The 7882-nt window shown below is 39.5% G+C and carries 9 protein-coding genes and 1 riboswitch; all 9 genes read right to left on the bottom strand.

Annotated features, from left to right (window positions below; translation table 11 throughout):
* Positions 1-604: 604 nt before the first annotated feature.
* The 9 genes from RZN25_16040 to ltaE all read right to left on the bottom strand — a co-directional run bounded on the left by RZN25_16040 (position 605) and on the right by ltaE (position 7681).
* The gene (locus RZN25_16040) at positions 605-964 is read right to left on the bottom strand and encodes a hypothetical protein (protein ID MEQ6378324.1); all 360 of its coding nucleotides are present in this window, start codon (positions 962-964) and stop codon (positions 605-607) included.
* Between the two features lie 520 nt (positions 965-1484).
* Positions 1485-1625: a hypothetical protein gene (locus RZN25_16035; GenBank protein MEQ6378323.1), complete on the bottom strand. Its 141-nt coding sequence runs from the start codon at positions 1623-1625 to the stop codon at positions 1485-1487.
* 59 nt (positions 1626-1684) lie between these two features.
* Positions 1685-2578, bottom strand: coding sequence for an AEC family transporter (locus RZN25_16030; GenBank protein MEQ6378322.1), 894 nt, complete (start codon positions 2576-2578; stop codon positions 1685-1687).
* Between the two features lie 193 nt (positions 2579-2771).
* Complete coding sequence (locus RZN25_16025; protein ID MEQ6378321.1) at positions 2772-3548, bottom strand: TatD family hydrolase; 777 nt, start codon at positions 3546-3548, stop codon at positions 2772-2774.
* Positions 3535-4290 (bottom strand): ABC transporter ATP-binding protein, encoded by a 756-nt coding sequence (locus tag RZN25_16020; GenBank protein ID MEQ6378320.1) that lies wholly within the window; start codon positions 4288-4290, stop codon positions 3535-3537. Before RZN25_16020 ends, RZN25_16025 begins: the two co-directional genes overlap by 14 nt.
* A gap of 2 nt (positions 4291-4292) precedes the next feature.
* The gene (locus RZN25_16015) at positions 4293-5054 is read right to left on the bottom strand and encodes an ABC transporter permease (protein ID MEQ6378319.1); all 762 of its coding nucleotides are present in this window, start codon (positions 5052-5054) and stop codon (positions 4293-4295) included.
* Positions 5051-5341, bottom strand: a complete 291-nt coding sequence (locus RZN25_16010) for a thiamine-binding protein (GenBank protein ID MEQ6378318.1) — start codon at positions 5339-5341, stop codon at positions 5051-5053. The genes RZN25_16015 and RZN25_16010 overlap by 4 nt, the downstream gene beginning before the upstream one ends.
* Before the next feature lie 3 nt (positions 5342-5344).
* Complete coding sequence (locus tag RZN25_16005; protein ID MEQ6378317.1) at positions 5345-6373, bottom strand: ABC transporter substrate-binding protein; 1029 nt, start codon at positions 6371-6373, stop codon at positions 5345-5347.
* A 101-nt stretch (positions 6374-6474) separates the two neighbouring features.
* Positions 6475-6583, bottom strand: a riboswitch (TPP riboswitch).
* Positions 6584-6652: 69 nt separating this feature from the next.
* A complete protein-coding gene (ltaE, locus tag RZN25_16000; GenBank protein MEQ6378316.1) occupies positions 6653-7681 on the bottom strand; it encodes a low-specificity L-threonine aldolase in 1029 nt (342 codons plus the stop codon).
* Positions 7682-7882: the final 201 nt, after the last annotated feature.

Genomic DNA, 7882 nt, shown 5'->3' with positions numbered 1-7882 from the left:
CCATCGATAAGTCAACATCGATGAAGGAGGTTCGGTTAAAAACGCGACATCCGATTACTCGGCCCACCGAAAACATTTGTCGCAACACCGAACTGACTCGCAGGATGCGAGCCCTCGTGAACCGTGTTTCCTATATCTCGGAGGATCGTAGGCTAAAACCGCCACATCGTGTGGCAACGCCTACGTGACCCACATCCTGTGGGCCTCACCGCCTTACGTCGATGATCAAGGGCGCTTGCGCTTTTCTTATTAAATGGATAAATCCTAGTTGATATTGAAGATTTTGATGGTGATAGTGCTGGAATACTGCTTTTGGTGAAATAAAGCAGTTTTAAGAGACAATTATATTATTTATGTGATAGTTATTAAAATTTGAGTGCTAAGACCGTCGTTTTAAGTGATGATTTTTAAAGGTATAGTGACACTACTCCCACTTCCGTGCTACAACATTAAGATGTGTGCTAGACTCTTAGTTTCCGTGACATATGCTCAAAACTATAGTGACAGTTTCACAAGTTTAAGTGACGATTTTTAAAGGTATAATAAGGAATAGTGACACCAACAAGATTTAAGTGCCAACTATATTATTTGAGTGGTCCGCTGACTAATCCTTCACCACATGAAGAGACTTGGATTTCAACAACAAAATAGCTTCTATAATCTTTTCAGGTGTAACCTCCTTAGGAAACACATTTTTGGTTGCTGCCTGCTCTGCTAGATTTTCTAATTCCTGCTCACTAATATTTGATAGATATAAATCAGGCAATGAATACGGTAGATGTATCTTTCTATTTAAAGGTAAGAGCTCCTCAACTTCGCTTTCTTTTCCCTCTATTAATAACTCAACCAGGATGCTGGTGTAGCCAGATTTTAATACTTTGGTATCTTGAAAGAAAGTAAGTTCATTATGAATAGTATTGGCAGATGATCCACGAAAGACCGGAATATTATTATTTTCTCCCACCTCAAGTCTTGAGTAAAATGAGAAGAGTAGTTGGGAGATAAACTGCCCGAAAATGTCCGATTGGTTTAACTAACAATCGTGGGAATGAAGAAAACCCCACTGATTGAAGTTTCACTTTATCTGCAGAAAAAATACCCCTTTCAAACGATGAAAGGAGCATTGATAGCCTTACTAGTCCGTTTACTTTCCCGTGACCCCCGTCTAATAGATGTGAAAGGCCTGCAATAGTAAATATGTATGCAGGCGTGGCATCTACGTGGAAAAGTTCTGTATTTTCCATTATGATACAAGGGATTATTTTAGCTGTCAATTAAAAATGGGAAAATAAGGGGGATAACTTTTCGCCAATATGTTATAAATTTTACTGTTTTGTGACATTTATCGATAAAAATCTGGTAAACGATCTTCAATGATTGGCATTCTACGTCTAATTTCGTCGACAAAATTAACATCTATTTCCCCAGGACCATTTCTTCTTTTTCAGAACCTTCTGCGAGAATTTCTCCCCAAGAATTAATAATCATAGAATGTCAAGAAAATTTATTGTTGGGATCAGAGCCGCTTCGATGACAAAACATTGATTTTCTATGGCCCTTGTTTGCAAAAGAACCCTCCAGTGATTTAATCTTGATGCAGGCCATTCCGCTACCACAAAAGGCACTTTTGTCCCTTGAAGCACTGACTTTCTTATCCACTCAGGGAAACGAATGTCGTAAGTTATTACATCCACTGAAGCAAAATTGTCAGCGTCACAACACTTAATAAGGTCGAAATTAATGTCGTACTAGATACTAATCTAGGCTTAGCATCGAATTCAACAGCATACATTACGATCGTTGCTGCCGACGGCATGGCGTAAGAAACAATCAGTACCTTTGCCAAAATAGGATCAAGAGGAAATAAGGAAACCACTCCCCACGCGATAAGTGGAGAAGCAATTAGTCGGACAATAACCCCGTAACTTATTTTTCCCCATTCAAAATCGCCCCACTCAATCATTGCTAGCTGCATACCCAAAATAATCATAACAGTTGGAATGGCTGCATTGGCAACCATGTCAATAGTATTGAAGAGATTCTCAGGTAGGTGGACGTTAAAAGTTTGAAAAAGTAGAGCTAGTATCACAGCATAGGTAGCTGGCATAGCCATGACAGAGCGTAGTGCTACAGATATTCCTGCTTTTCCCCTTGCCGCATAATAGACCCCAAAGAAATTCATAATAATGGACTGCAGGACCATAAAAGAAACAGAAAAGGCAAATCCAATCTCTCCAAAAGCAAATAAAATAATAGGGGTCCCATAATTCCCAGAATTCATAAACGCAGTCGTCAAAATAAGAGCACTTTCTGTATTAGAATCATATTTTCTAATTCTTGCATATATTTTCCCAATCAAAATTAATAAGAATAATAGAATAAGAGCAAAAACCACCATATATAAATATTGCATATTTAAATCAGCTGTATAAAAAGTCCGAAAAATAAGAGATGGAATAAGGATGTAAATGGATACTGTGGAAACGGATTTAATATCTATTTTCCTCCATTTTTGAACTACATACCCTACCATAAATACGACAAGGACAGGTAATACTACAGTAAAAAAAATCATCATAAGAAGTTGCCTCCAACATAAAGTAAATCTTCAATCAGTATCCGTCCCCACTGATTGTTAGCTGAACCAGTCGGACATTTTTTATCCCCACCTACCACTTAAAACTTGAGATAGGGGATAAACTGCCCGTTCATGCGGAATAAAAAGATTGCACTATTTTTTAATTATAGAGCAATCTTACTTTTCGGGCTAATTATTCGGTTATTTGAAAGAAATTCTCCGTGTTTTTCCTCATTTGTTTATAGACTTTTTCCACTGTTATATTTTTCAGGAAAGCTATCTGCTTTACGGACTCATGAATCATCTTAGGATGCGTGTTATGGCCTTTAAAAGGTCCTTCAAAAGGCCAAGGGCCATCCGTCTCAACCATCATCAACTCAAGTGGATATGTTTTCACAAGCTCCTGAATTTCCTTTTCGTAACAAACATCTGGAGTCACTGAGATCATATAACCATTTTTAATCATTCTTTTTATTGTAGTCTCGGCCCCTTTAAACCAATGGAATTGAGCCTTTTTAACCCCATACTTTTCTAATAATTCAACGACAACAGGTGCGTCATCATACACCGCATGGAGAATAATTGGTTTCTCCCATTCTTTTGCAAACATGATAAATTTCTCTAATAGATTAACATATTGTTCATATTCCGATGCTGTTACTCCATGTTCTTGTTTCCGGTAATACGGTAACCCAACTTCCCCTACGGCTACCATTTGGTCTTGATTCTGCTCCATCCACTTTAATAAAGCTTCGATCTCATTTTGTGTAGGTAATGGCTGTTCAGGGTGAAATCCGAAAGCCGGATAGATTACTCCCTGTTCAGCCACTTCAAGATTTTTTCTGCAGGATTCTAAATGAAAGGAAACGGTAACAGCTCGGTCACCTTTCGTTTTTAAATCATTTTTAATCTCGTCTATATCCCCCATTTTATATAAATCTAGATGAATATGGGAATCAATGATTTTCAAGCCTTTCAGCCCCCCTAATCATCGACATAATTCTGCTTTTTAATCGGATAAATTCCGGATCTAACAACATAGAATCGTTTCTCGGCCGTTCAAACGGAACTTCCACTTTTTCTAATAGGGTCGCTGGACGTGGAGAAAGGACAAGTATACGATCAGATAAAAGGATAGCCTCATCAATTTGATGAGTGATAAAGAGAACAGTCGGTCTCATTTCCTCCCACATAGAAAGAAGCCAGTTTTGCATGTCCAATCGAGTGAATTCATCCAATGATGAAAAAGGCTCATCTAAACAAAGTAGAGATTGCGGCCCTAATAACGCTCTTACGAAGGCTACCCTTTGCTTCATTCCACCGGAAAGCTCATCTGGATAAGCATTTTCATATTGGTCTAACCCTGCCCGCTTCAACATTTTCTTTGCTAAATTATTATCTCTTTTGTGGTTTGCCAACTCTTGACTGAGTAATACATTATCAAGGACATTTCTCCAAGGCAAAAGGGAAATCTGTTGGGGCATATAACTAACATGACCAGTTGTTCCTGTTATGTTTTTTCCTTTCAACCAAACGTCGCCCTCATCTGGTTTAAAAAGCCCACCTAGGACATGAAATAAGGTACTTTTTCCACAACCTGAAGGTCCAACTATAGAAACAAATTCTCCCTCCTGCACATCAAAAGATATATTGGATAGAGTTTGCTGTTCTTGGAAAGATATCGAAATATTATCGATCTGCAAAAGTGTCACATCTATCGCTCCTTATCTGAATTCCATGAAACGATCTTCTTTTCAGCTATCATCACCATACCTACATAACTAAGGCTCAATAGAACAACCACAAAAATGGCCCAGAACACTCTGTCTGTACGGAAGGAAGAAGATGCAAGAGTCATATAAACACCAATTCCATTCTTAGCGCCTAACCACTCAGAAATGACGGCCCCCATGACACTGTAGGTAGCTGAAAGCTTCAATCCGGAGAATAAAGCCGGCAAGGCAAAGGGCCATTCCAATTTTCTAAAAGTTCCCCAACGTGTGGCACCAGACATTCTGAAATAAAGACTATACTCTCTAGGCACTTGACGAAACCCATCCATTACTGAAATGGTAACAGGAAAAAAACACACGAGTGTAATTACAATCACTTTAGGCAACAAGCCGAAACCGAACCAGATAACCAAAAGAGGTGCCATTACAATAATCGGTATATTTTGTGTGGCAATTAAAAGTGGGTAAAAAGCTTCTCGAATTTTGGGTACTAAATGGAGTAGGGTAGCTGTAAAAACTCCTAACCCACTACCTACTAGAAATCCAAGTATAGATAGATATAAAGTTGCTAGAAGATCTGGCGCAAATTCGGAAAATCCAATGAATCCTTCTAAAAGAATAGCTGATGGACTTGGAACAAGCCACTCTGGAATGTCTAATAAACTAGTAATGAGTTCCCATAAGATAAATAGGATAAGGAGGACCAAGGTTGGCCTCCATCCCTTCCTTACTAAGTTCTTCATCTATATTTCTCCGTGAGAGTGTCCATTGTGATCCCACTTGGTTGATACAATACTTTAATTTGGGAAATGACATTGGAGCATCCCAGCTCAAACATTCTCTGATTCATTTTTTGAATGATTTGAAATAAAGTGTCGAGTTCTCCTTCCATGGTTGTTTCTAATGGATGAACTTCATACTTTACGCCAGAATCATGGATAACCTTAATAGCCGCATCCACAAGGGGAATTACATCTTCCCCATTTTTTGTTTTTGGTAAGATCTGCACGCTGACTAATGCTTCTGCCATGACTTACTCTCCTTTCGGTAAAAATTCATTCGTGAACGCATCCTCTGCTATGAAACCTTCTTCAAGGAGGTCGTGCTCATACATCCAATCTGCATAGTTTTGCCATACCAATTCTTTTTGCTCTCCCCATCTCGGAGCGTCATCCTGATATCTAGATGCAAGCCATTTTTGGCTTTCTATTACGAGTTCAGGGTCTAAATCAGGTTCAGCTTCAATTAAAATATTTCCTGCTTCCACTGGCTGTTCTATTGCAAATTGATACCCTTTAGAAACTGCACGAACAAATTTTTCCGCAATTTTCGAGTTATCCTCGATCATTTTCTCGCTTGTTGCAAGAACTGGAGTGTAGTAATCTAGTTTTTCAGTGTAGTCCGTTAAGTAAATCATATTAAGATCTACCCCTCTTAATTCCGCTTCCACACCGGTCCATGCATAATAAATCCACGCAAAATCAATATCTCGTTTTACTGAAGTGAAGAAATCTGTATCACCAGTGCTTATAATGTCTACCTTTTCTACATCAGCACCCACAGTGCTCATTAAGGATTGGATGACTGATTTTTCAATAGGAGAACCCCATCCCCCGTATGTTTTTCCTTCAAAATCCTTAGGGGTTTCAATATTCTTTTCCACTGGTGAGGCAAAGCCGGATGTATTATGTTGAATGATAGTTGCAATTGAAACGATAGGTACATCTTGAACACGCGCCAACGTAATATTTTCTTGATAACTTACGCCAAAGTCAGCTTTTCCTGAAGCTACTAGCTGGTCTGCTCCCGCTTCACCTGGCATAATGATTTCAACGTCCAGGCCTTCCTCTTCAAAATAACCATTGGCCTTCGCTACATAGAGTCCTGTATGATTCGTATTTGGTGTCCAATCTAGGACAACAGAAATTTCTTCTAGTTCAGCAGGTTGATTATTTTCACTATTGTCGTTGGTCTGATCATTCCCATCAGTTTCACCGTTCTCATTGCCCCCACAACCTACTAAGACAAACAGTAATACTAACAAACTTATTACTTTTTTCAATTTAATTTCCCCCTTCATTTTGTTGGAATGGGAGGAGGAGTCAATGAACCTGAAAAAAACGCTTAGGTTAAAAACCTAAGCGTTTGGATATCTAGAAGAAATACTTCGTCCTAAATGTTTCCTACGCTGGTGTTAACCAGATCAGGTTCAAGGGTCAGTACCTTATGGGCACTATCTCAACCGGCAACACCGGTCCCCCTACATTACATGATAAGAAATTATGTAACTCCTACATTCCAAGGTCATTGTAACGAAGACTACTCATTTTGTAAAGGCCTATCACTTCACTTCAATCTTTTGTACTTTCTTTAAAACGGTTTCTATATCCTCTTTAGTAACTCCGTAATTGGTTACAAATCGAATCGTATAAGGTCCAAATGATCCAGTTAAAATACCTTCATTATGAAGAAGTTCTACCATTTCCTCTGCTGTGTATCCTGTTTCTTTCACATTTAGTAAAACAATATTTGTTTCTGGGATATCCTCTATTTTCAGCTTGTCTATGTTAGCTAATCCATCTGCTAATAACTTAGCATTCATGTGATCTTCATGGAGACGGTCAATATTTTGGGTAAGTGCTAGAAGGCCTGGTGCCGCAATTATTCCGGCTTGTCTTAATCCTCCACCTAAACGTTTTCTCCACTTCCTTGCTCGACGAATAAAATCTTTGTTACCAGCAATTAATGAACCAACTGGTGCTCCAAGTCCTTTGGAAAGACATACTTGGATGGTATCTGTGCAGTCTCCGTATTCTTTAAGGGAAACTCCCGAAGCCACGGAGGCGTTAAATAAACGCGCCCCATCTAAGTGAACAGGAATATGATATTCCTCTGCCACCTGTTTAATCGCTCTCATGTTTTCCAAAGGAAGAATAGCTCCTCCAGCACGATTGTGGGTATTTTCCAAACAAATGAGGCCTGTTTCCGGCATATGAATGTCATCTTCACGGATAGCTGCTTTAACTTCCGCTGGATCCATGGCCCCTCTTTTCCCCTTAATCGTTCGCGGCTGAACTCCAGCTAGTGCCGATATAGCAGCTCCTTCATAATAAAAAATATGGGACTCTGCCTCTAAAATGATTTCATTTCCTTGCTGACAGTGGGTAAGGGCAGCAATCTGATTTCCCTGTGTTCCAGATGTAACAAAAAGAGCCGCTTCTTTTCCCAACATCTCAGCTGCTGTCTCTTCTAGACGATTAACCGTTGGGTCCTCTCCGTAAACATCATCGCCAACCTCCGCTTCATAGGCAGCTTTCCGCATTTCTTCCGTTGGTTTGGTAACTGTATCACTTCTTAAGTCGATTTTCATATGTATGTGAACTCCTTTTTTAATTAATTTTACGTTAATAAAGATCCGCGCGTCAATTTTGGGATGGCGTGCGTCTGTTTCATGGATTTGCGCGTCAATTTCCATGGCGCGTGCGTCTACTCTGAATCCGTGCGTCTATTTTGGGCTGGCGCGCGTCTGTTTCGTGAATTTGCGCGTCAATTTCCATGGCGCGTGCGTCTA

It is taken from the genome of Bacillaceae bacterium S4-13-56 (assembly GCA_040191315.1).
Classification (GTDB): domain Bacteria; phylum Bacillota; class Bacilli; order Bacillales; family JAWJLM01; genus JAWJLM01.
The sequence above is the reverse complement of the archived record's forward strand: the minus strand, read 5'-3'. Positions and strand labels throughout refer to the sequence as shown.